Source organism: Halorientalis pallida (assembly GCF_004118325.1).
GTDB classification, from domain to species: domain Archaea; phylum Halobacteriota; class Halobacteria; order Halobacteriales; family Haloarculaceae; genus Halorientalis; species Halorientalis pallida.
This window is the reverse complement of the sequence record NZ_RDFA01000005.1, coordinates 183,083-205,504: the sequence shown is the minus strand read 5'-3', so window position 1 is coordinate 205,504 and position 22,422 is coordinate 183,083. Positions and strand designations below refer to the sequence as shown.

25 protein-coding genes and 1 pseudogene are annotated in these 22,422 nt (G+C 62.5%); 14 read left to right on the top strand and 12 right to left on the bottom strand.

The genetic code is table 11. The features are described 5' to 3' along the window. The first annotated feature begins 31 nt into the window (after positions 1-31). Positions 32-1,707: pseudogene (locus EAF64_RS14520) on the top strand (transposase). A 317-nt stretch (positions 1,708-2,024) separates the two neighbouring features. On the opposite strand, the gene EAF64_RS14515 reads toward EAF64_RS14520, so the two are convergent. After that, positions 2,025-2,459 carry a low molecular weight phosphatase family protein gene (locus EAF64_RS14515; RefSeq protein ID WP_129069712.1) on the bottom strand — a complete coding sequence of 145 codons (435 nt, stop codon included), beginning with the start codon at positions 2,457-2,459 and terminating at the stop codon, positions 2,025-2,027. A gap of 88 nt (positions 2,460-2,547) precedes the next feature. Beyond that, the gene (locus EAF64_RS14510; RefSeq protein ID WP_129069711.1) at positions 2,548-2,943 is read right to left on the bottom strand and encodes an ArsR/SmtB family transcription factor; all 396 of its coding nucleotides are present in this window, start codon (positions 2,941-2,943) and stop codon (positions 2,548-2,550) included. A 266-nt stretch (positions 2,944-3,209) separates the two neighbouring features. On the opposite strand from EAF64_RS14510, the gene arsD reads away from it, so the two are divergent. From arsD to hcsS, 4 genes are read left to right on the top strand one after another with little or no spacing between them, the layout of a single operon-like run. After that, complete coding sequence (gene arsD, locus EAF64_RS14505; RefSeq protein WP_129069710.1) at positions 3,210-3,536, top strand: arsenite efflux transporter metallochaperone ArsD; 327 nt, start codon at positions 3,210-3,212, stop codon at positions 3,534-3,536. Between the two features lie 5 nt (positions 3,537-3,541). After that, positions 3,542-5,458, top strand: coding sequence for an arsenical pump-driving ATPase (arsA, locus tag EAF64_RS14500; RefSeq protein ID WP_129069709.1), 1,917 nt, complete (start codon positions 3,542-3,544; stop codon positions 5,456-5,458). After that, the gene (locus EAF64_RS14495) at positions 5,455-5,823 is read left to right on the top strand and encodes a YlbF family regulator (protein WP_129069708.1); all 369 of its coding nucleotides are present in this window, start codon (positions 5,455-5,457) and stop codon (positions 5,821-5,823) included. Before arsA ends, EAF64_RS14495 begins: the two co-directional genes overlap by 4 nt. Next, positions 5,820-6,023 carry a halo-CC-star protein HcsS gene (gene hcsS / locus EAF64_RS14490; RefSeq protein WP_129069707.1) on the top strand — a complete coding sequence of 68 codons (204 nt, stop codon included), beginning with the start codon at positions 5,820-5,822 and terminating at the stop codon, positions 6,021-6,023. Before EAF64_RS14495 ends, hcsS begins: the two co-directional genes overlap by 4 nt. A gap of 208 nt (positions 6,024-6,231) precedes the next feature. On the opposite strand, the gene EAF64_RS14485 is transcribed toward hcsS, so the two are convergent. Continuing rightward, positions 6,232-6,900, bottom strand: a complete 669-nt coding sequence (locus tag EAF64_RS14485) for an HAD family hydrolase (protein ID WP_193767697.1) — start codon at positions 6,898-6,900, stop codon at positions 6,232-6,234. A gap of 142 nt (positions 6,901-7,042) precedes the next feature. On the opposite strand from EAF64_RS14485, the gene EAF64_RS14480 reads away from it, so the two are divergent. From EAF64_RS14480 to EAF64_RS14470, 3 genes are read left to right on the top strand one after another with little or no spacing between them, the layout of a single operon-like run. Continuing rightward, entirely contained in the window at positions 7,043-7,423 is a 381-nt protein-coding gene (locus EAF64_RS14480; RefSeq protein ID WP_129069705.1) for an ArsR/SmtB family transcription factor, read from the top strand. Then, complete coding sequence (gene arsM, locus EAF64_RS14475) at positions 7,416-8,252, top strand: arsenite methyltransferase (protein ID WP_129069704.1); 837 nt, start codon at positions 7,416-7,418, stop codon at positions 8,250-8,252. Before EAF64_RS14480 ends, arsM begins: the two co-directional genes overlap by 8 nt. 18 nt (positions 8,253-8,270) lie before the next feature. Then, positions 8,271-9,521, top strand: a complete 1,251-nt coding sequence (locus tag EAF64_RS14470; RefSeq protein WP_227738982.1) for an MFS transporter — start codon at positions 8,271-8,273, stop codon at positions 9,519-9,521. On the opposite strand, the gene EAF64_RS14465 is transcribed toward EAF64_RS14470, so the two are convergent. Genes EAF64_RS14465 through phnG form a run of 9 tightly spaced genes read right to left on the bottom strand, consistent with a single transcriptional unit; the run spans position 9,518 to position 16,793 of the window. After that, entirely contained in the window at positions 9,518-10,174 is a 657-nt protein-coding gene (locus tag EAF64_RS14465) for an HAD family hydrolase (RefSeq protein WP_129069703.1), read from the bottom strand. The two genes, EAF64_RS14470 and EAF64_RS14465, sit on opposite strands and share 4 nt — an antisense overlap. Then, complete coding sequence (locus tag EAF64_RS14460; RefSeq protein ID WP_129069702.1) at positions 10,171-10,962, bottom strand: sugar phosphate isomerase/epimerase family protein; 792 nt, start codon at positions 10,960-10,962, stop codon at positions 10,171-10,173. Before EAF64_RS14460 ends, EAF64_RS14465 begins: the two co-directional genes overlap by 4 nt. After that, entirely contained in the window at positions 10,959-12,125 is a 1,167-nt protein-coding gene (locus tag EAF64_RS14455; RefSeq protein ID WP_129069701.1) for an alpha-D-ribose 1-methylphosphonate 5-triphosphate diphosphatase, read from the bottom strand. Before EAF64_RS14455 ends, EAF64_RS14460 begins: the two co-directional genes overlap by 4 nt. Next, positions 12,122-12,853 (bottom strand): phosphonate C-P lyase system protein PhnL, encoded by a 732-nt coding sequence (locus EAF64_RS14450; protein WP_129069700.1) that lies wholly within the window; start codon positions 12,851-12,853, stop codon positions 12,122-12,124. The genes EAF64_RS14455 and EAF64_RS14450 overlap by 4 nt, the downstream gene beginning before the upstream one ends. Then, positions 12,850-13,671: an ATP-binding cassette domain-containing protein gene (locus EAF64_RS14445; protein ID WP_129069699.1), complete on the bottom strand. Its 822-nt coding sequence runs from the start codon at positions 13,669-13,671 to the stop codon at positions 12,850-12,852. The genes EAF64_RS14450 and EAF64_RS14445 overlap by 4 nt, the downstream gene beginning before the upstream one ends. Next, positions 13,668-14,684, bottom strand: a complete 1,017-nt coding sequence (locus tag EAF64_RS14440; protein ID WP_129069698.1) for an alpha-D-ribose 1-methylphosphonate 5-phosphate C-P-lyase PhnJ — start codon at positions 14,682-14,684, stop codon at positions 13,668-13,670. The genes EAF64_RS14445 and EAF64_RS14440 overlap by 4 nt, the downstream gene beginning before the upstream one ends. Continuing rightward, positions 14,677-15,792 carry a carbon-phosphorus lyase complex subunit PhnI gene (locus EAF64_RS14435; protein WP_129069697.1) on the bottom strand — a complete coding sequence of 372 codons (1,116 nt, stop codon included), beginning with the start codon at positions 15,790-15,792 and terminating at the stop codon, positions 14,677-14,679. The genes EAF64_RS14440 and EAF64_RS14435 overlap by 8 nt, the downstream gene beginning before the upstream one ends. Beyond that, complete coding sequence (phnH, locus tag EAF64_RS14430; protein ID WP_129069696.1) at positions 15,793-16,353, bottom strand: phosphonate C-P lyase system protein PhnH; 561 nt, start codon at positions 16,351-16,353, stop codon at positions 15,793-15,795. Next, entirely contained in the window at positions 16,350-16,793 is a 444-nt protein-coding gene (gene phnG, locus EAF64_RS14425; protein ID WP_129069695.1) for a phosphonate C-P lyase system protein PhnG, read from the bottom strand. The genes phnH and phnG overlap by 4 nt, the downstream gene beginning before the upstream one ends. A gap of 224 nt (positions 16,794-17,017) precedes the next feature. Here phnG and EAF64_RS14420 point away from each other — a divergent pair, with 224 nt between their 5' ends. From EAF64_RS14420 to EAF64_RS14395, 6 genes are all read left to right on the top strand, one after another. Continuing rightward, positions 17,018-18,037, top strand: a complete 1,020-nt coding sequence (locus tag EAF64_RS14420; protein WP_129069694.1) for a PhnD/SsuA/transferrin family substrate-binding protein — start codon at positions 17,018-17,020, stop codon at positions 18,035-18,037. A 26-nt stretch (positions 18,038-18,063) separates the two neighbouring features. After that, positions 18,064-18,849, top strand: coding sequence for a phosphonate ABC transporter ATP-binding protein (locus EAF64_RS14415; RefSeq protein ID WP_129069693.1), 786 nt, complete (start codon positions 18,064-18,066; stop codon positions 18,847-18,849). After that, positions 18,846-19,844, top strand: coding sequence for a phosphonate ABC transporter, permease protein PhnE (gene phnE / locus EAF64_RS14410; protein WP_129069692.1), 999 nt, complete (start codon positions 18,846-18,848; stop codon positions 19,842-19,844). The genes EAF64_RS14415 and phnE overlap by 4 nt, the downstream gene beginning before the upstream one ends. A gap of 3 nt (positions 19,845-19,847) precedes the next feature. Next, complete coding sequence (locus EAF64_RS14405) at positions 19,848-20,507, top strand: DapH/DapD/GlmU-related protein (RefSeq protein WP_129069691.1); 660 nt, start codon at positions 19,848-19,850, stop codon at positions 20,505-20,507. 294 nt (positions 20,508-20,801) lie between these two features. After that, the gene (locus EAF64_RS14400) at positions 20,802-21,479 is read left to right on the top strand and encodes a helix-turn-helix domain-containing protein (protein WP_129069690.1); all 678 of its coding nucleotides are present in this window, start codon (positions 20,802-20,804) and stop codon (positions 21,477-21,479) included. Between the two features lie 23 nt (positions 21,480-21,502). Continuing rightward, positions 21,503-22,357: an oxidoreductase gene (locus EAF64_RS14395; protein WP_227738981.1), complete on the top strand. Its 855-nt coding sequence runs from the start codon at positions 21,503-21,505 to the stop codon at positions 22,355-22,357. Positions 22,358-22,422 lie beyond the last annotated feature (65 nt).

Sequence of the window (22,422 nt, the reverse complement as noted above, 5' to 3'; positions counted from 1 at the left end):
TTCTTGCTAATATCCCAATTAGTATTTTGTAGTGGCTGCAACTTGTGAGTCTCGCCGGAGTGTCTTCCGGCGCATCGCAAACCGACCACACGCTGACTGGCCAGTATACGATACGACGCCGTTGTACGAGCGAAGCTCACTTGCCGGGGTGGAGTCCGACATCCGAACAGTTTCGCAGACCTGGTTCAGACATGACTGTCACGAATCGGTCGAGAACTTCGTCTGTGTACTCCCGCTAGCGTATTTCGAATTCGACGCGCACGACCGCTACGCAGAGTCGACTCGCTACGAAATGGATACGCTCTTTCGCATGTTTGTCTTGATGGAGTGTCACGGGTGGGAGCATGAGACAGCACTCGTTGAGTATATCGAGTGTCGTCCAGAACTCTGCGAGCAATTGGGTCTGGAAACAGTACCGGACCAATCAACGCTATGGCGCAGTTGGCACGAACGGTTCACTGCCGAGCTTCGTGGTACAGTCGAGACAGCTGCGCGGACCATACTTGTTAAAGCCCAGAACGCAGATGTCGCCGTTCCGCGCGAACCAGAACGGCACCTCCCATCTCACGGTGACGAAGAGGACGAATCAGATCTGGACGAGCAAGCTGTCCTTGACGAAGCGGCAACGGTTACGGACCACGTCAGTCACGTCGTCTTCCCGGCGTTCTCACTGAATCGTGGCGACAGCTGTGAGATTCACGAGAACGCCTACTGGGACTTACAGACGTATCTCGGACTTCGCGAGCGGCTGGCTGCTAACGAGGGCGCTCGTAGCTTCACCTACGAGTCGACTCGTGAGCGAACGCCGTTAGGTCATTCCCATCGAGAACACATTCGTGACCTCTCCATCGCGGAGATCCGCGAGATGTACCGACAGGCCGTCAACAGGCTCCTGAGCGAAGTCGCGGAGACAGAGGAGTTCTTCCGAGCCGGGATCGTCGCAATCGATATCACCGAAGCTGACCCCTTCACCGGCGATAGAACGGGCCACGAAGACGAAATCATCGGCACGAAGGAGAAAACTGACGAGTACGCCTACCAGTGGGCGACAGTCCAATTAGTCGGCAACGCCGTCCCGATCGTCCTTGACGCGCGGCCAGTTCGGAAGGGTGAGTCCCGCTTAGAAATCGTCAAAGACCTCTTGGATTCTGCCGAGGAGCTGGTTCTCGTTGATAACGTGCTGATGGATCGGGAGTTCGATAGTCAGCACGTTCTGGAGATGATCAGTCAGCGTGGGCTCTCGTACGTCGTCCCGAAACGGATGCAGACCAGCGAGAAAGCCCAGGCCAAGCGGTTGCTCCACGGGGTCAGGACCAACACGAAACCGACCGGAAGCTCCATCTCGGGAAGAACGAATGGCACGAGACAACGCTGATCTACCGTCGGAAAGAGGACTCCGAGCACGAGGATCACCGGCAGTACTCGGTGTTTATGACGAATCGCAGTAGTGGGTTCCTTACCGAGTACGGCTATCGCTGGGAGATCGAAAGTGGCTACAAATCGATCAAGAGGTTCATGGCCGCAACGACGTCGAAAGACTTCGGTCTCCGGTTCTTTTACTTCGCGTTCGCGTGTCTGCTGTACTCGATCTGGCGAGCGGTGGACCTGCTTGTGCAGGTCGAATTGACTGGTGAATACGAACACTCGCCAATTGTGACGGCCGACAACACGCTGACGCTGTTGAAGAAGGAAACCGGAATCGGATAGAGAGAGGTTTTACCCGTGTTAGCGCGGCGTCTGAGTGGCAACGCTGTCGGAAGCCGCCGAAATTCGCGTATGTAGTTGGATTTCCAATAGGAATAGCCGTTTGGAGAGCAATCTGAGCCAGTTCCCGATCACTGAACCAGCCGAAACCACGCATTACAGCCCCGCTAAACCCACTGTAGTCTCAACTTCCCACAATCTCGGAGGGTGGTTTTTGATGCGTGTCTTTCTTCGACAGGTATAGATTGTAATCAAAAGTCTACTAAGAAGTTTAAACCTCTCAAAACCAGCTGTAACGCGTCATACTCTCCAGAATCCATTCACTTCACGAGCCGAGTTTCGAGTTCGTCGAACAAGTCCGTCACTCGCTGTTCAATGTCATCCCGGATTGTACGGACCTGGTCGAGATCCTCGCCGTCGGGATCGTCCAGTGCCCAGTCACGAATGTCGACATCCTCGGCATCAAGTTCGAGCGTCGAACAACCCATGGTCGCGACAACGTCGCACGATTCGAGTTCTGCCGTCGAGACTTCCCGCGGCTTCCGGTCCGAGAGATCGATATCGAGTTCACTCATGACCGTCACGACCTCCTCGTGGACGGAGTCGGCTGGATGCGTCCCACCAGTAATGATCTCAACACTATTTTCGAGATCACGACGGTCGCGCTCGCGCTCGGCGAACGCCGTCGACATTTGACTACGGCCAGCGTTCTGGACACAGACGAAGCCGAACTTCATCGTCGAATCATCTACCATAGATGTATTATCTAACGACACTGGTTTTATCGCTCGTGTGTGAACTATGTGTGTCTCAATAGCTCCCAATATAGCGGTCCGAAACGGACTATTGCTCGACAGACCGTGACCCATCGATTGCGACCAGCAGCGCAGTCGCTCGCTTCGTCGTTTCGTATTTCCGCCACTTCCCGTCTTTGTGGCGCTTGATCAAACCAGCGTCCGTGAGTTTCGAGAGTGCGTGGCTGATCGCACTATCACTCACGTCGAGCAGGGGCGCGAACTCACAGACACAGAGATCGGAATCGGCTGCATGAAGAAGTCGGACGATTTTGTATCGGGTATCGTTCGACAGTGCGGATAACAGTTCGATATCGGACGCAAGCGTTGCAGAGACATCTTCATCGAGCGTTTCGAGCTCGTTTACGCGCTGTTCGAGATCATCATCGCGACAGCTCCCCATCTCATCGGACAGATACCGACGAAGGCGCTCGTTGGTTGCCATACTCCTCAATTGAACAGCAGTCAAAATAATGGTTTGGCGTTGAGCATAGCACAGTTACGCTAAGGCCCGATATAGCGCCCGCCATATCGTGCTCGCGCAACTGCACTGGACCAGCGCTGTCTTTCTCCAATAGACTTATTTTAGTAGAATCTAAATCGTTGACTCGTTGACTCCGCGCAGCCGCAATCTACCACTGGCCGAAATAGCGGGCCTTTCAGCCGAGAAGCGGCATCACAGTGGTTGACGCAACTCTAAACGATTCAACGATGACTAAAATAACGATCTTCGAGGAAGCGATGTGTTGTAGCACTGGTGTATGCGGACCGGATCCCGACAAGGAACTGGTTCGGTTTACGAACACGGTCGAGAGACTCGGCGACGAACACAGCGACGTCACGGTCGAGCGAGCGAATATGTCGGCTGACATCCAGCGGTTCCTCGAGCACGAGGCCGTCCACGAGAAAGTCGAATCGGATGGGCCAGACGTCCTCCCGATCACGGTCGCCGACGGCGACATCATCGCCGAAGGCGAGTATCTGTCGTACGATGCACTGACAGACGCTATCGACACGCGACAGGAGCGGGAGGCGTAATCCCGATGGAACAGCCCCACCCGAAGGATATCGTCGCTCCGGACAGCGAGGAAACCGAATTCGTCTTCTTCAGCGGCAAGGGCGGCGTCGGCAAGAGCACGGTCAGTTGTGCAACTGCCGCATGGCTCGCCGAGGAGGGACACGACACACTGCTCGTCACGACCGATCCCGCGCCGAACCTGTCCGATATTTTCGGCCAGTCGATCGGTCACTCCATCACGTCGCTCGACGACGTTGCGAACCTGTCGGCGATCGAAATCGACCCCGACGAAGCAGCTCAGGAGTACCGCGACCGGACGCTCGACCCGATGCGGGAACTGCTCGACGACGAGCAGTTAGAGACCGTCGAGGAACAACTCGACAGCCCCTGTGTCGAAGAAATCGCGGCTTTCGACAAGTTCGTCGAGTTCATGGACGAGCCGGAGCACGACGTGGTCGTCTTCGATACGGCGCCGACCGGACACACCATCCGGCTGATGGAACTCCCGAGTGGCTGGAACGAGGAACTCGAAGACGGCGGCGCGACCTGTATCGGTCCTGCTGCGTCGATGCAGGACGCCAAAGAGCGCTACGAGGCCGCCATCGACACGCTTGGCGACGAGGACCGGACCTCGTTTGTATTCGTCGGCCGGCCCGAGGATGCCGCTATCAACGAGGTTGAGCGAAGTTCGGCAGACCTGGCAGATCTCGGCATCTCGACCGATCTCATGGTCGTCAACGGCTATCTCCCCGAGGAAGTCTGTGAGGACCCGTTCTTCGAGGACAAGTGGGCCGACGAACAGGCGGTTATCGACCGCGTCGAAGCGTCCTTCGAGGATAAGCCAGTTATCACCTATCCGCTCCAGCCCGGCGAGATTACCGGTACTGACCTGCTCGCCGATGTCGCGGCAGTCCTCTACGAGGAGGCAGACCCGACGGTCGATATCGAATCGACCGCGAGCGCGAGCGAGTCGGCGTCGTTGGATCGCACCGTGGACCGCGACGCGGTCATGGAACAGCTCCGCCCACAAGACGAGACTCGCTATCTCTTCTTCACCGGCAAAGGCGGAGTCGGGAAGAGTACGATGGCAGCGACGACTGCGACGGTCCTCGCCGATGAGGGCTACGACACGCTGATCGTGACGACTGACCCTGCCTCCCATCTCCAGGACGTCTTTGGGACGACTGTCGGCCACGACCCGACACCAGTTGGGTCCAGTGGACTCCATGCTGCACGCATCGATCAGGATAGGGCACTCGAGGAGTACAAACAGCAGATGCTCGATCAGGTCGAGGAATCGTTCGCGGACGACGCCGACGTGGACGCCGAGACCGCCAAAGCGCAGGTCAAAGAGGAACTCGACTCCCCGTGTGCCGAGGAGATGGCGGCCCTCGAGAAGTTCGTCGGCTACCTAGACAGCGACGAGTACGATGTCGTCGTTTTCGACACGGCACCGACTGGGCACACACTGCGACTACTCGAACTCCCGTCCGACTGGAAGGGGTTCATGGACCTCGGGTCGCTGACCAAGGACGCAGCGGACGGCTCCGGCGACAAGTACGACCGCGTTATCGAGACGATGCGCGACCCCGCCCAGAGTTCGTTCGTGTTCGTCATGTATCCGGAGTACACGCCGATGGTCGAAGCCCATCGCGCTGCGAAAGACCTCCGGGACCAGGTCGACATCGAAACCTCACTCGTCGCGGTGAACTACCTGCTTCCCGACGAGTACGGTGACAACGCCTTCTTCGAGCAGCGACGGAGCCAGCAGGGGACCTATCTCGACCAGATCGACGACCGCTTCGACGTACCAGCGATGCTTGCCCCGCTTCGGCGGGACGAGCCGACTGGCCCGGACGAACTCGCGGACTTCGGACGGGACATCGCCGGGCTCCCTGACGAGATTGGTCACGCTGAACGGCTGGAGGCGGACCCATCATGAGCGAGAAACAGTCGCCACAGGCAGCTGTTGAGGAGGAACTCACGCGGTTCATCGAGGCAGTCAAAGCCTCACCCGAGTACCAGCGGTTCGACGCTGCACGTGAGCAACTCCAGGCGGACGACGACGCGTCGGCGCTCATGACACAGTTCGAGCGCACACAGACTGAGTTTCAGGAAAACGAGTTCGACCAGGACCTCATGGCGGAACTCGGTGACCTGCAGGACCAGATGGCTGACAACGAGACCATCGCGGAGTTCCGGACTGCCAGAGAGGAGCTAAACGAATTGCTCCGGGAAACTGACGAGATTGTCAGTGACCATCTCGAACAGCAATTTGCGCAGCCAAACGGAGGTGGGTGCTGTTGACCGACACAGACGCGACATCGGACGACAGACCGGACAGCCTCACTCAGGCGGACCGTCTAGGGAAAGCGCTCGCTGCTACTGAGGAGCAGTCGGGTCCCGAGACGTTCACGGCACTCCTCGAACGGTGCAACGACACGATTGACGCGGAGCTAGGAGTCGACTACGGCACTGTCTGTGACGCGGGCAGTGATTGTTGTTAGCGAATTATGAGTGGTTGTCACTACCTGAACGGATCCGCGGCGAGAAATCGGCGCGAGCTGTAGGCCATGGGGGTCACCCCGCGGAGGACCGTCGCAATCAGAACATCGGTGGACGCCCAGACGAAGTGAACGGACGCAATTGCGTCGGCTCTCGCAACGAGCGTGTGAACCGCTACGATGGACTCGGCTTGCTCGTCGGTCACGTCCGTTATTTTGTTGTGAGGGCGCGGAGTTCGGACCGGAGTGCAACTGGCTCGGTGACGACGGTGTCGGCCGCTGAAAGATCAGCCTCGGCGTTGCCGTCGCCTCGAAGTGCGATGCAGTACATTCCGGCAGCCGTCGCAGCGGCGATTCCGTGGGGTGAGTCCTCGACAGCGACAGTTTGTTTGGGTGCGACGCCCAGTCGTTCGGCGGCGTGCTCGTAGATACCTGGGTCTGGTTTCGAGGGGCCCTCGATATCGTCGGCACCGACGACCCTGTCGTAGGCGTCGTGGAGGTCGAACCGGTCGAGCACGATTTCGACCCAGGCACGCTGGGAGGCGGAGACGAGTCCGAGCGCGAGGCCGTCGAAAGCGAGCGTCTCGAGGAGGTCAAGATACCCCGGCATGAGCGTCGCTCGCTCACGGTACACCTCGTCGACCCGTTCCTCGTAGAGGGCCCTGAAGGTCTCACGGTCGACGGCGAGCGTGATGCCGTCGAGTGAGCGGAGCCGGTCGTACGCGTCATCGACGCCGAGTGCGCGGATGGCGTCCGGTGGCGGGTTGCCCGTCGCGATTGCACTCGGGAGAACGTGGTTCCGTTCGATCTCGTACCAGGCAGCGGCCGTCTCGACGGTGACTCCGTCCATGTCGAAACAGACTGCGTCGAAGGTTGCCATCATCTGCCCACAGGGGTCCCTGATTTGAAGCTCCGCTGGTTTCGCACGTTGTGGCTGGGCCGAGTGACGGTGTCCGTCGTCAGTGTCGGTGAGTCACCCGCAAGAGCTATATTAGCAGCTACTGATATTAGCAATTATTAATATGTCTGGAGAGACTGCGGAAGACGGGGCACAGTCGAGCGAACAGACCGGATCGGCGTCAGGCGCTGGGTGCTGTGAAGCGTTGCCGGCGGTTGACGAGAAGCTACTGGTGGCCGACGTGCAGTTGCTCTCGGCGCTGGGCAACGACACTCGCTACGAACTGGTTCGTCGCATCGGTGCGGCCGAGGGTGACGTCTGTGTCTGTGACCTCGAAGCCGCGGTCGGCCTCAGCCAGAGTGCCGTCAGTCAGGCACTCTCGCGGCTGTACTCGGCGGGGCTGGTGTCGCGGCGGAAAGACGGCTCCTGGCGGTACTACGAACTGACTGCCGATGCCGAACAGTTGCTGGAGACGCTCGACACCATTCGGACCAACGATGAGTGAGGCACCAGACGAGGGAGCGGCGACCCGTGACGACGATGCACAGCGCCGGCTCGTGCGCGAGCGTTACGCCGATATTGCCACCGACGACAGTCGGAGTGGCTGCTGTGATGGGACCGACGAGAGCGACGACGGCTGCTGTGACGACTCGATCGGCACGGACAGCGAGCAACTCGGCTACAGCAGTGACGACACCGAGTCGGTCGCGGACGGCGCTGACCTCGGACTCGGCTGTGGGAACCCGAAGGCCATCGCCGACCTCGAAGCGGGCGAGACTGTACTCGACCTGGGCTCCGGTGCCGGCTTCGACTGTTTCCTCGCCGCCGAGGAGGTCGGTGCCGAGGGTCGGGTCATCGGCGTCGACATGACGCCCGAGATGGTCGAGAAGGCGCGCGACAACGTCGCGAAAAACGACGCGCCGAACGTTGAGTTCCGCCTCGGCGAGATCGAACACCTGCCCGTCGCCGACGAGTGTGTCGATGTTGTCATCTCTAACTGCGTCATCAACCTCTCGCCGGCCAAAGGCCAGGTCTTCGCGGAGGCGTTCCGCGCGCTGGTCCCCGGCGGCCGACTCGCGGTCTCGGACGTGGTGCTGACTGCCTCGCTTCCCGATTCGGTCCGGCGAGACCCCGACTCGCTCACGGCCTGCATCGCCGGTGCCTCGACCGTCGAGACCATCGAGCAGCTGCTCGCCGACGCTGGATTCGTCGACATTGAGATTGCGCCGAAAGACGACAGCGCCGCGTTCATCAGCGAGTGGGACGATCAGCGAGACCTGAGCGAGTACGTCGTCGCCGCGACCATCGAGGCGCGGAGACCGACAACGGAATGACCCTGACCGACCTCACCAATGTCGTCAACCGCCGACCGGTCGAGCGACGGATGGAGCGGACGAACGAACACCCAGATGCTGGCGGTCGCGAGCACGACCCTGTTGCTGTCGGGGCTGCTCTGGTTCAACTATTCGGCAGTCCTGCCGACAGTCGTCGAGCGATGGGGACTGAGCGGCGTCCACGCTGGCGTCGTCTACGGGGCGTTTCAGGCTGGGTATCTTCTCGGCGTCATCCCGTTCGGGGTGCTCGCTGACCGGTACGCTGCACGATCGGTCATCGCGGCCGGTGCGACGGTGGCGGCACTCGGCGGAATCGCGTTCGGTGCCGTTGCCAACGGCTTTCTCGGGGGTTCTATCCTTCGGTTCGTCAGCGGCCTCGGGATGGCGGCCGTCTACGTGCCAGGGATGCGCTTCGTCAGCGAGTGGTTCGGGCCGAGCGGTCGCGGGACGGCCATGGGCGTGTACGTCGGTGCCTTCTCGCTGAGCAGCGGACTCTCCTTCGTGCTCACCTCGTCGGTCGCCGCTGGCTTCGGCTGGCGGTCCGGTATCCTCCTGACGAGCGGGCTCGCACTCTGTGCGGGGCCACTCATGTTCCTGCTCGGTCGTGACAACCCAGACCGGGAATTTGGCGGGAGCGGGTTCGACCTCTCGCTATTGAGAGACCGCTCGTTTCTCGCCGGTGTCAGTGTGTACAGCGCGCACAACTGGGAGCTGTTCGGCATTCGAAACTGGCTCCCGGCGTTTCTCGTGTCGACGGCTGCCGTCGGCGCGGCGGCGACACCGGTCGCCACGGCGGGACTCCTGGCGGGGTTGGTTACGGCTGCCGGTGGCGTCGGTAACATCGCGGGCGGCTGGTTGAGCGACAGTGTCGGCCGCCTCCGAGTAATCGCCGTCGGACTGGCGCTCAGCGGCGCGGGAACGTTCCTGCTCGGGAGTCTCGCCTGGCAGTCGCTGTCGGTGCTCGCTGCGGTCGTCATCGGTTACGGGATCGTGCTCACGATGGACAGTGCACCGACGTCGACTGCGATCACGGTCGCCGTCGACGACGAGCAACTCGGGACGGCGCTCTCGCTCCAGGCGTTCCTCGGAATGCTCCCCGGTATGGTCTCCCCCGTGCTGTTCGGCGCGGCGCTGGACATCGGTGGCTACGCGCTCGCCATGCCAACGCTCGGCGTCGGTGCACTGCTCGGCGTCGGCGGTGTCTATCTGTTCTGGACGACCACCGCTGACGGCTCACTGTCCGCAAAATCGACTGCTGGTGCCGACTAGCCCGCCAACTCGACCAGGTCGGTCAGGTCGGTCAGCGTCGACAGCTCGTAGGTCGGCTCCCGCTCCAGGTCGTAGTCCTCACGGTGTGGTCGGCGGATGAACGCCGAGTCGATACCGGCCCGGTGTGCGGCTTCGATGTCGACGTTCGAGTCGCCGACGTACAGCGCGGTGTCGGCCTCGAGGTCTTCCAGCGCGCGTTCAAGATAGTGAGGGCTGGGCTTCTTGCGAGCGGCTCCGGTCAGCGTCGGCTCTCGACCGTACGCCGTCTCGAAGTAGTCGATGTCGAAGTGATCGAGGACGAACTCGACGGTCATCCGCTGGTTGTTACTCACCAGGCCGAGTCGTGACGACAACGCCGACAGCGCCGAGAGGTCGTCGTAGGGCGTCTTCTCGCCGCGTCGGACGGCGTCGACCTGGGCCCGTGAGGCGGTGTGCTCCCGGCGGTTCCAGAACGCCTTGGGGTCGATATCGTACCGATCTTCGAGGACGTCCCGTGCCGTCCCCTGGTCGAGGAACCGCTCGACGAGTGCCAACGGGGGCGACGGGACGCCAAAGGCCGCGAAAGTATCTTCGATTGCCTCCCGGATGACGGCGCGGTCCGTCGGCTCGACAATGACGCCGTCCTTGTCGAAGACGACTGCGTCGTACGTCATGGCTGGGCAGTGGGCACGCGGTCGCTGTCGGCACCCAGACACACCGCCACGTCGTCCACGGTCTTCGTCTCGAAGACGTTGTAGGGCGCGTCGACGGCGTCGACGACTGGCTCGTACTCAGTGAGCGGGTTGTGGGCGTCGCTCTCGCCATTGTTGTCGTGGAGGTGACAGACGGTGATACGGTCGCCGAACCGCTCGACGTACTCGCGCCAGTCGGTCCCGTTGACCGACGCGTGGCCCACGTCGAGCGTAATTCCCAGTGCGTCTGGGCCGACGTCGATGGCGTCGAGTGTCTCCGCGAGCGCGTCCGGCCCGACGGTGTGGCGTTCGTCCCGGTCGTCGAACGGCTGGTTCTCCAGACAGAGCGGGACGCCCACATCCGCGGCGTGTTCGGCACACGCTCGAAGCGACTCAATGGCGTTCTGCCGACCTGTCTCCCGGACCCAGTCGGGGTAGCGTCGCGGGACCGAGCCGCCGTGGACGACCACGGCACCGGCACCGGCCGTCGACGCAGCATCGAGCGCTCGTGTGACCTGATCGACGGCAGCCTGTGCCGAGTCGTCGTTGAAACTCCCGAGGTTCCAGTCTCGGAAGGGTGCGTGGTACGTGACGCTGACACCGTACTCCGTTGCGATCTCACCGACCCGCTCGGGGGACGGTGCGTCCGGGTGGCCCTGCAGGTACTCGGTCGTGAGTTCGACGTGGTCGAGGCCCAGGTCGACGAGGTACTGGACGAACTCCTCGACGGTCGCCCCGAATCGCACGTCCATCGCCGCGCCGAGACTCATCGGTCACCCTCGGCCAGATAGACCGCTTGGCCGTCGACAAACGCACGGGTGACCGTCGGCGTCTCCGCGGTGTCGACGAGCACGATATCGGCTCGTGCGCCCTCTTCGATACGACCCCGATCTGACAGGCCGACGGCGTCGGCCGGGTTCTTCGTCACCCGGGCCACGCGGTCGGGAAGCGGTTCGCCGGTCTCGACGAAGGGTGCGGCCAACAGTGACATTGGATGGTAATCCACACAGAGCACGTCGAGGACGCCCGCCTCGATGGTCGCCATCGACGTCAGGTTGCCCCACTGGCTCTCGCCACGGACGAGGTTTGGTGCGCCCATCACGGTCGTCATGCCGAGTTCGTTGGCGCGCTTGGCCGTGTCGAGTGTGATGGGGTACTCGGCGATGTCGACCCCGCTGTCGTGGAGGCGTTCGACCTCCTGGGGGTCCTCGTCGTCGTGTGAGGCCGTGACGACGCCGTCTTCGTGTGCCTGCTCGATGACCCGGTCCACACGGTCGCGGATCTCGTCGTTCGACATGCTCGTTCGCTCCTCGATGAACCGCTCTGCCTCCTCGACCGTGTGACGGTCCGAGGTCTCGTAGTACGCCTTGAACGCCTCGACATCGGCGAACTGGCCCTTCCCTGGCACGTGGGACATGACCGAGACGAGGTCGACGGCGTCGCGCTGCATGTCGCGGATTGCCGCTTCGACGGCCTCGTCCTGGGTGACCTCACACCGGACGTGGATGCGGTGGTCGGCCATCCACGAGTCGGCGCTCTCGATGGCCTCGGTCAACTCCGCGGCGAGTTCAGTCGTCCGACCCTCGTCCGGGTCGTTCTCGAAGGCGATAGCGTGGTACTTCGTCGTGATGCCGGCGGCGACGTTCGAGCGGTCCGCAGCACCCAGCGCCAGCGCGGTGTCCATCCGCGCCCCGTTCCGTGGCTGGAGGTGACCCTCGATGTCATCGCCGTGGAGGTCGATGAGGCCAGGCAACAGGTACTGCCCGTCGGCGTCGACCACGTCGTCACCGCGCTCGGGAGTGACCTCCGAACCGATTGCAGCGATGCGGTCCCCCTCGATGCGGACACCCCCCTCTAGCACGCTGTCGGGTGTGACCACGCGGGCGTTCGTCAGGCAGTACGACTGTGCTATCTGCTGGTTCGGCATGGTCATGCGAGTACCTCCGGGTCGTAGTCCGCGATATCGACGACCTGCTGGAGCCGCGCGTCGTCGAGGACGACCACGCGGTCGGCGACCTGCTGGACCACGTCGTAGTTGTGGAACACACCGACCACCGTGGTCGATGCTGGCAGGTAGTCGTCGAGCAGTTCGAGTGCGCTGGCTCGCGTCTCCGGGTCGAGCGCGCTCGTCGGTTCGTCGAGCAAGAGCAGTCGTGGCTGGGGCGCGATCGCCCGCGCGAAGTTGACGCGCTGGCGCTCGCCACCGCTGAACGTCGCCGGATACGCGTCGAACAGTTCTGCGGGCAGGTCCAGCGCAGTCAACAGCTCTCGCGCTCGCTCACGGGCGGCCTCGCGGTCCATCCCCTGTTCCCACATGGGCCGAGCCACCACGTCGACCGCGGGCACGCGCGGAATCTCGTTGAGGAACTGCGAAGCGTACCCCAACTCGCTGCCCCGCACCGCGAGCACCTCGCGGTCCGAACAGTTCGCCAGGTCGACCTCGCCTCCCTCGGTCTGGAAGCGAATCGCGCCGGCCGACGGTTCGTAGGTGCGATAGATGCACTTCAACAGCGAGGATTTGCCGCTGCCGGATTCGCCGACGACGGCGACGAACTCCCCGTCGTCGACCGTGAAACTCACGTCTGCCAGCCCGGGCACGGTCTTGCCGTCGATGATGTGCATCTCGAATGTCTTCGAGACGGTGTCGATGTCGAGAATCATATAACTGAATTGATGAGTGTCTGCGTGTACTCGTGGTGTGGGTCCTCCATGATGCGGTCGGTCAGCCCGGTCTCGATGACCCGGCCGTGTCGCATCACCAGCGTCCGGTCGGCGAGGAGCCGAATCACGTCGAGGTCGTGGGACACGACGATGGTCGCCACGTCCTGTTCGCGCTGGAGCCCCCGGAACATGTCGAGGACGCGCGCCTGGACGCTCACGTCCAGTCCCGTCGTTGGCTCGTCGAGAACAACCAGGCCGGGGTCGTTGGCGATGGCCTTCGCGATCTGGATACGCCGTTGCATCCCACCGCTGTAGGTCTCGGTCGCGTCGTCCATCCGCGAGACCGGCACCTCCGTCTCGCGGAAGAGAGATTCGACGCGGTCACGGATGTCGCCGTAGTGTCGCCAGCCCGCCGCCAGCAACTTCTCAGCGACGTTGCCACCGCCGGAGAAGGAGAGTTCGAGTCCGTCCTGCACGTGCTGGTGGACCATCCCGACGTGCTGGTTCTGGAGTTCGTGTCGGGCCTGATAGTCCGCCGACAGCATGTTGCCGTCGTAGGCATGGTACCGGGCGTCGCCAGCTGTGGCGTCCAGATCGAGCGCCAGCATCTCCGCGAGGCTCGACTTGCCGCTGCCGGACTCGCCGACGATGCCCAGCACTTCGCCGTCGTGCAACTGGAAATCGACGTCAGCACAGGCTACGACACTCCCACAGACCGGGCACTGGTTGTCGCCGACCGACGGTCCGGTGTTGTCAACACACTCGCCACAGGCGTCGCCATAGATTTTGGTGAGGTTCGCAACGTCGAGGACCGTCATTCGCGCTCACCTCCTTCGGAGTTCTCGGTCGGTCCATCTGGCACGCTGGGGTCGGTCGCCGGTCCCCAGGCGTGGTCGTTCCCGTCACGGTGGTGGGCTTTCGACAAGTCCGGGTTCGCCCTTCGCTTCTCACAGAAGGATGTATCGTTGCAAGCGTAGCGGCGGTCGCCATCGTCGGTTTCGACCTCCGTGAGGAACGTGTCCTCGCTGCCGCAATTCGCGCAGGCTTGGTCGGGGAACCGCTCGACTTGGAACTGGCGGTCCTTGAACGCCAGCGGTTCGACCTCGGTGTGTGGCGGGACCGCGTAGATGCGTGCTTCCCGACCGGCCGCGAACAGGCAGAGGTTGTCCGCGTCGTCGAGTTTCGGCACGTCCCAGCGCGGGATGGGCGATGGGTCCATCAGATAGCGGTCGTCGACCAGCACCGGATACCGCGAGGAGAGTTTGATTTCGCCGTACTCGACGACGTTCTCGTAGAGGGCGACCCACATCTTCGAGTAGTTCTTGTGAGCGTGTCGCCGCCGGTTCGCGTCGTCGCTGCCGTCGACCCGCCGGAGCGGGTCGGTAATCGGCACCTGCAGGACGAGAATCTGGTCGTCGTCCAGAACTTCCTCGGGGATACGATGACGGGTCTGGATGACCGAGGCGTCGGTCGCGTCGGTCGTCGTCTCCACGTCCGCGGTGCGACTCGCCAGCCGCCGGATGTTCGCCGCGTTGACGCTCTCGTCGCTTCCCTGGTCGATGACCTTGAACGCGTCCTCGGGACCGAGCAGCGACAGCGAGGTCTGGATGCCACCGGTTCCCCAGCCGCGGGCCAGCGGCATCTCCCGGGAGGCGAACGGGACCTGATGCCCGGGCAGTGCGATGGCTTTCAGCGTCGCCCGTCGCACCTCGCGTTTGGTGTGTTCGTCCAGGTACGCGTAGTTGTACCCGGCGAGGCCATCGTCGGCGACGCCGTCGAGCAGGTCGTCGACCGACTCGGCGTCGGGCACGACGCTGCGCCCGTCAGTCATCGGCGCTCACCTCCTGGACTGGCGCATCATCACCGCTCGACGCGGCGGCAGTTCGCTCCCGGATCGACCGGATGCGGTCGAGAATGCTCTGGAACGTCACGTAGTGGGGGAGTTTGAGATGTTCGATGAACCCGAACGAATCGATGCCGTCCACGATATCGAGGACGAACTCGGCATCCTGAGCTGGCGCGTCGCCGTCCAGCTGGATCGCTGCATCGAGGATGCTCATCCCGATGGCCTTGCGCTCGTTGCGGCCGAACACCAGGCCGTACCCGAAGGAGAACTGCGGGTCGTCGGCCTTCTCGTAGATCGGGACGACGCACTCGGTCTCGGTCACCGACGCCCTCGTCACCTCCACCTCGTCGCCGGTGTAGGGATGCTCGATTCGCACCGGGAGGTCGCCGGTACGGACTTCGCCCAGCGTCGGGTGGACCTGGCCGTAGCCGCGGAGTTCGCTGTAGCCGAGCGCGGTCACCGCCCCGGTTTCACCCCGAGCGAGTTCCTGGAGGACGGCCGCCCGCGGCGCCGGGTACGTGATTGGTTCCCGCGTCGCGTCGAACGGCGTCCCCGGCTGGTCCTCGTCCGACCCCGTTTCAGGATTGTGGACGAGCCCCTGGTCGCGGAGTACCTCCATCACGTTCCGGAGCTGTGGCGGGTCTTCTGGCTCTGCGTCCCACTCCTCGGTCGGGTCGGTCCCGTCGTCGTCGGTCAACTCGAAATCGAGCAGTCGCTGCGTGTAGTCTTTCGTCGCGCCGAGCACCTGCCCGCCCGGCACGTCCTTGTAGGCGGGTGAGACGCGCCGGGTCGTGAACAACTCCGCTGTCTCGACGGGTCGACTCGACCCCCATCGCTCCAGCGTGGACCGGTATGCTCGCAACAGGAACGCGGCTTCTGCGGTGTCGCCCTGAGCCTGCTTGACTGCAATTGCGGCCAGTCGCGGCGCGTACAGGCCACCCTCGCTCATCGCCTGGGCGGTGAGCCGCGAGAACTGGTCGTCAACCTGCTCGACCGACAGCTGGTCGCTCTCCCCGTCGACGCGCTGTTTCTCGAACAGTTCCTCGGCGCGCTGGATGACGTCCTCCCCGGCCTCGACGGCGACGTATCCCATCTACGCCACCTCCAGTTCGACCGACCGGGGAATCGCTGCGATTGCCTGCTCGGTCGTCAGCACGGCATCGACACCCTGCGGATAGGACGACTGTGCGCCCGCCAACGCCTGCGCGTCTGCTGGCGCGAACCCGTCGATTCCGAGTCGTCGCTGTCCCGGAACGCCCGGCCCGGACAAGACGAGCGTCGTCTCCGTCTGCCCCGTCTCGGGCTCTTGTGTCAGGTCCTCGACGCGGTAGACGACGGTCGCGCCGTCGCTTGGCTCCTTGAGCGACCCCGTCGTGAGATCGCCGACGGGGCAGGTGGCGGGGTCGGGCGCGTGGACGATACTCGCCTGCGCTGGGTCGGCCTCTGCGAGTCGGCCCTCGTTTTCGAGTGCAGTTCGGATCGTTTCGTCAGGGGTGGAACACGTCACCTCGTGGTCGACCAGCGTGGCCAGAACCGCGTGGTCGGCCGGTTCCGTCGGCGAGGTCGCGACAGTGCCGGGTTGGCTCATCGCGTCGACGAGCGCCCGGAAACACGCGCGTGTGTCGTGAACCGGGTCCATGCCGACGGCTCTCACGTGTGGTCCTCCATTTCCTCGAACTCGACGGTGGTCTGGCGTGTCTCGCCCCAGCGTTCGCGCTGTTCACGGTCGCGCTCGGCTGCCGCGGACGACAGCGACCCGACCATCTCCTCGGCGAGCGGGTGGTCGCCCTCGACGGCGGCGTCGACGACTGCCCCCGAGAGCGCTGGTTTCTCGGCTTTCCCCGGACGCATGGCGAATCCCTTCTCGCCGTCGAGTTCCACTTCGGCTGCGGTGACGAGCACCTCACCGAGGTTGAACGGCTGGCGGGCGACTGGTTCGACGACCTGCTGCATGACGAGTTGCGGCGTCGGTGCCTGGAGCACCCGAACCTCCGTGCCGCCCTCGACGACGGCGTCGGCGTGGGCGACGAGCGTCTCCGCGTCGCAGGCCGCGAGTAACTCGAAGCGATCCGACCGGTCGTATGGGTCTGTCATGTACTCGGCTGAGTCCACTGGTACACACTGGATAAGCCTTCGTTGGGTACTCTACAGTCCGATCGACTGGTACAGGCCGATGTAGGTGATCGGTTCGAGACGACTGAACTGATATATAGAGTTTGTCTCGGTATCGAGCGGCGCGTTCGTCTATTGTGGGTGCGCAGCGGGTCCAGACTCTACCCGGCCAACTGTTAATCGACCCCAATTTCTTCGCTCAGGTGATGACCTCAGACGATACGGTCACTGATGCGGCGGGTGTTTCAGGGACGAACAATGGACGAATCGCCGGGTGCGTGAGTCGGCGGCGGTTCATCGCGGGGAGTAGCGCCAGCGCACTCGCGCTGACGGCGGGCTGTCTCGGTGGGAGTGCCAGCGGCACGGGAGAGAAGGTCACGATGTTGCTAACGCCCGATACACCGTCGGACGTCCGCCCGCAGTACAAGCCGGTCCACAACATGCTCGAAGGCGAGATCGACGGCCTCGACCTCGAGATGAAGGTCCCGCAGGACTACTCGGCCATCCGACCCGCGCTGAAGAGTAAACAGGCCGAGATCGGGATGGACGACGTGACACTCATCTCGCAACCGGACCTGATGAACCTGTTCGGGACGGCCAAGACCGGCGGCACGGCCTTCTACTTCTCGATGATGGTCACCAAACCGAACTCGTCTATCGACGAACGAACCGACCTGAGCGGGAAATCGGTCGCCTTTGCCGACCGACTCTCGACGAGTGGCTCCATCTTCGCGCTGTACACGCTGAAGCAGGCTGGCCTGGACATCGGCGAGGCCCCTGACGGCGACCCCGTCGACTTCGATGGGACCTGGTCGAACCACGAAGACGCCGTGGCGAAGGTGCTCAACGACGACGCCGACGCTGCCTGTACCTGGAGTGGGAACGGGATGGCCCACCTCGCCTCGGACGCCGAACTCCCCGAGCGAGTCATGAACAAGGACTCCTTCACCGGAACCCGCGGCAAGGCCGACGGCCGCCTCCGAGCGTTCTGGTGGTCGTTCCCGATCCCGAAACAGCCGGTCTACGGCCGGAAAACCTGGGATTCGGACATGAAGGGCAAGATCAAAAAGACGCTGGTCGAGTCCGACGAGAAACTGATGAAACAGTACTTCCCGGACGACTACGACGAGGACATCCTGCCGTTCTCGACGCTGAAGGACACGTCGATGGACAACTACCAGCCAGTCATCAAGCGGCTCAACGACCTCGGTATCGAACTCGGATAGCGGCCCCGACAACAGTTCATTCCATCATGAGTACACTAACGATCCAGAACCTGACCAAAGAGTACGGGTCGGTCACCGCACTCGAGGACGTGAGTTTCGAGCTCGAAGACGAGTTCGTCGTGTTGCTGGGCGAGTCTGGCGCGGGGAAGTCGACGCTGCTTCGCTGTATCAACGGGTTGACCGAACCGACCAGCGGCGAGATACTGCTCAACGGCGAGCCAATCGGCGAGTCTCAGCCGGAGGTCGGGATGATATTCCAGCAGCACAACCTCGTCGAGGGCGTCTCGGCGTACATGAACTCGCTGACCGGCTCACTCAATCGCACCTCGATGCTCCGGAGCCTGTTCCAGTGGCAGCCCCGCGAGGACAAACAGCGAGCGCTCGAAGCGCTGGAGACCGTCGGACTGCTGGACGAGGCACACCAGCGCGTCTCCCAGATGAGCGGTGGGCAACAACAGCGCGTCGGCATCGCCCGCGCACTCGTCCAGGACCCAACCTGCCTGCTGGCTGACGAACCGGTCGCGAGTCTCGACCCCTCCAGCGCCGAGACCGTGATGAGCTACCTGAAGAAAGCGGCCAGAGCCCACGACGTGACGGCGCTGGTGAGCCTCCATCAGGTGAACATCGCTGCTCACTTCGGCGACCGATTCATCGGCCTCCGTGACGGGACCGTTGAGTTCGATGTCGGCCCCGACGGACTCACGCCAGGCCTCGTCGACGACCTGTACGGCAACGTCGAGACAGTTGGACTCGCAACCGAGGAGACGAGTTCGACGACGCCGACCGAAACCGAACCGGAGGCGTCGGTGTGAGTTCAGATTCCTCACAACCTGATGGACTCCGTGCGTACTTCGGGTTCGACGAGCAACGGGAGTCGCCGGTCGACAACAAGCTCCGTGACCTGAAGCGCCGCAAGACGCTCCGCCGGCTCTGGACGGGCCTCGGCATCGTCGGCTTCGCGCTGCTTTTCAGCTGGAGTCTCGACACGGTCGGGTTTTCGCTCACCGAACTGTACGTCCAGCTCCCCGAGTTCGCCGAGGCGCTCACCGAGTACTTCCCGCCAACGACGTACTTCGGCTTTCTCCCTTTCATCGACGTGATGCAGTACTGGGAGTTCATGGTCGAAGCAGAACTGTTCGCCGCCTCCCAGGTGACCGTCGCCATCGCCATTGCCGGGACGGCTCTGGGGTTGCCCGCCGCGCTCTTTTTCGGTGTGATGGCCAGCGAGCGCGTCGTTCCGTACCCGTTCAATTTCGGCTTCCGGATGACGATGAGCATCATCCGCGCGATACCGGCGCTCGTCTGGGTGTTGATCCTCATCCCGCTCGGTGGCGTCGGCCCCTTCACCGCGACGCTGGCGATCATGATCGACACGACGGGCTACCTCGGCCGTCTGTTCACCGACGAACTCGAAGAGATCGCCGACGGGCCAATCGAAGGGATTCGCAGTACCGGTGCGAACAAGCCACAGATCGTCTCCTTCGGGATGCTGAGTCAGGTCTTCCGGCAGTTCATCGCCTGGATTGCCTTCGACCTCGAACACAACGTTCGCGTCGCCATCAGCCTCGGTATCATCGGTGCGGGTGGACTGGGTCTGGAACTCAACATCCAGCGCCGGACGTTCCACTACACGGAGATGATGGCCTGTATCATCCTCGTGGTCCTGCTCGCCGGGTCGGTCGAACTGCTGAGTCAACGGCTGCGTTCGTACCTCCGTGAGGACGACGACGTCGAACAGACCGGCATCCTCGAAGCGTTCGTCACCGCACCGAAGAAGATCGTCCAGTCAAGCATGGGGAAGCGATAACCCATGTACTACGAATCACACGGCCCGGACCGAACGTGTGACCTCAGCCCGGAGCCGACGTTCCACGAGCCAGTCACTATCTCCGAGAGCGAACTCGGCAGCTGGACGGAGGTCCGCGAGGGCTGTCGTATCAACGAGTCAACGCTGGGTGATTACAGCTACCTGATGGAACGCGTCCAGCTCGATTATGCCGACGTGGGCAAGTTTGGGAACATCGCCTCACACGCCCGGCTTGGGCCGACCAATCATCCGATTCATCGACCGACGGCGCATCACTTCACCTACCGGCCCGTAATGTACGGGCTGGCCGAGGAGGACGACGAGTCGGTGTTCGAGTGGCGCGCCGACCAGCCAGTCGAGGTGGGCCACGACGTGTGGATCGGCCACAACGCGACCGTCCTGCCGGGTGTGTCGGTCGGCAACGGTGCGGTCGTCGCGGCCGGTGCCGTCGTCACCCACGATGTCGAGCCCTACACCGTCGTGGCGGGTGTTCCCGCAGAACCAGTCAAGCGGCGGTTCTCGCCCGAGGTTGCCGCACGCCTCGAAGCAACCGAATGGTGGCACTGGGACCACGAGACACTCGGCGAGCGACTGGCGGCGTTCCGCGACCTCGACGCGTTCCTCGACGCATACGCGCCGGCAAACGCGCCCGCTGGGGACTGAGACTGTCTCAGCGTGTCATTGAAGCCCTCCCACGAATTTTTGAACCGGTCAGTAGAGAAGATACAGTGACCGGTGAGGTGTGCTACTCATCGGGAAGATGTCAGAGTTCCCGTGCAAGACTTAGAGGGTTTAGTCAGCAATCCGAATACGAACATCCTTGTGAGCCAGTTTGACCACGGATAGTCGAGAGACCGTCGTTACCCGTCATTGCGAGATGGGATCACCATCTGGATCGACCACGGGTATGAATCTCGAACCACTGTCGATTATGTCGTTCGGCACCATTCATCCGGTATGGCAATTGTCGCAGAAATTCTACTCGCCGACTCCACGTTGCCCCTGGTTGGCCTCGCGCGAGCGCTTCCGAGTCGTGAGATCTCGGTCGCCAACGCGGTTCGACTCGAAGACGGTCGGCATCTCGTTACCGTCAGTGTCGACGATGAGTCGAAAGACGTCTTCGAGCGAGAACTGGACGCACAATCCGAGATTACCAACGTCGAACCGATCGGAAAGACAACAGACGGGTGGGTCTACCAGGTGACTATCGAGGGGGCGTCCGAGCTGTTCGACTCTCACGACCCGGCGGAAGTCGAAGGGACGCTGATGGAGACCGCAGTGACCGGCGAGGGCCTGCGGGAACTGAAGGTGTTCTCGGACTACGAGGCGTTCAGCACGCTTCGAGACAGATGTGAGGTCCACGGGATTCCGTTCGAGTTGTTGAACATCGCGTCGGACCCGGAGAATCCCGGCGAGCGCGACCAGTTCGGACTCACTGACAAGCAGTACCGGGCACTCTCGATCGCACTTGACGGAGGGTATTACGACTCTCCGCGGGAAATGTCGACCGAGGAACTTGCGGCCGAACTGGAGATCACTGCCCCAGCGGCCTCAGACCTCCTCCGACGCGCCGAACGGCAACTCATCAGTCAGACGCTCGGACCGGAGCAATATTTAAACACACTTACTGCTTAGCATTACTCTCTCCACGCTGCTGGGTGTCTGTTACGGTGATGACGCACACTACGAACCGCGTTGCCATCATCACTGGTGCATCGTCTGGAATCGGGAAAGCAACGGCCGAAGCCCTCGCCGAAGACGGACTGATTGTCGTTCTCAGTGCCCGTCGCGCCAAAAAACTCGACGCACTCGCAGACCGTATCGAATCGAATGGCGGAGATGCCCTCGTCGTTCCAGCGGATGTGACCAACGACGACGACCTCGTCTCGCTCGTCGAGACGGTCAAAGACGAGTTCGGGCGGATCGACGTACTCGTCAACGCCGCTGGGTTCGGTCTCTTCGGCAGCGTCGAAGAGACGTCGATCGACGAGGCTCGCTACCAGTTCGACGTCAACATGTTTGGGCTCGCCCGCCTCACCCAGCTCGTTATCCCCGTCATGCGCGAACAGCACAGCGGCACGATCGTCAACATCAGCAGCATGGGCGGCAAGGTCTGGACGCCAATGGGCGCGTGGTATCACGCCACGAAACACGCGCTTGAGGGCTGGAGCGACTGTCTGCGTTACGAACTCGCACCGCATGGCATCGACGTAGTCGTCGTCGAACCGGGTGCGATCAACACCGAATGGGGAGATATCATGGTAGACGGGTTACTCGAACGCAGCGGAGACGGTCCCTACGCGGAGATGGCCCAGGACGTTGCTGACGCGTCCCGTGAGAACAGCTCGGACGGGTCAGATCCCGAGGTAATAGCCACTGCAATCAGCAACGCCGTCCGTGCCGACGATCCCAAGAACCGATATGTTGCAGGAAGATACGCCAAACCCATGATCGCCCTCCGTAGATTTGGCGGTGACCGCGTCTACGACCGTGTCGTCGATTACATGGTTTGAGGGAAAGGGGACACCGTGAGCGCTGTATGACCGATACGCGCGTTACATCTTGCACGGCTCTCGGA